This is a genomic window from Ensifer sp. ENS08, assembly GCF_014852195.1.
Taxonomy (GTDB): Bacteria; Pseudomonadota; Alphaproteobacteria; order Rhizobiales; family Rhizobiaceae; genus Ensifer; species Ensifer adhaerens.
In genome coordinates this window covers 1-253 of record NZ_JACVBF010000103.1, presented here as the reverse complement: position 1 = coordinate 253, position 253 = coordinate 1, and the positions used below count along the sequence as shown (strand labels likewise).

1 pseudogene is annotated in these 253 nt (G+C 58.1%); it reads right to left on the bottom strand.

The window, feature by feature from the left end:
• Nucleotides 1-253, bottom strand: a pseudogene (locus IB272_RS35310) (IS21 family transposase); the annotation flags it as partial.

The following is a 253-nucleotide window of genomic DNA, read 5'->3' as shown; positions in this document are numbered from 1 at the left end:
ATGCAGCCGATCGTTGAACACGACCTCGCGGGTCACCGCGTCGTGCCGTGTTACCAATGCCGCAGCATTATCGAGAAGGACCTCGCTTGTGACACCGCCAAAATGCCTGAAGGCTGCCTCCATCCCAACCAGGCAGACTGACGGTCGTGGAGAAACGCCGTCGCGTATGTGCGACGCGAATAGCCAAGCGTTGCCACGAAGATGTAGACGCGGACTTTCTCGCCTCCGATCTCCATTCGCTTCTCGCCAAAAT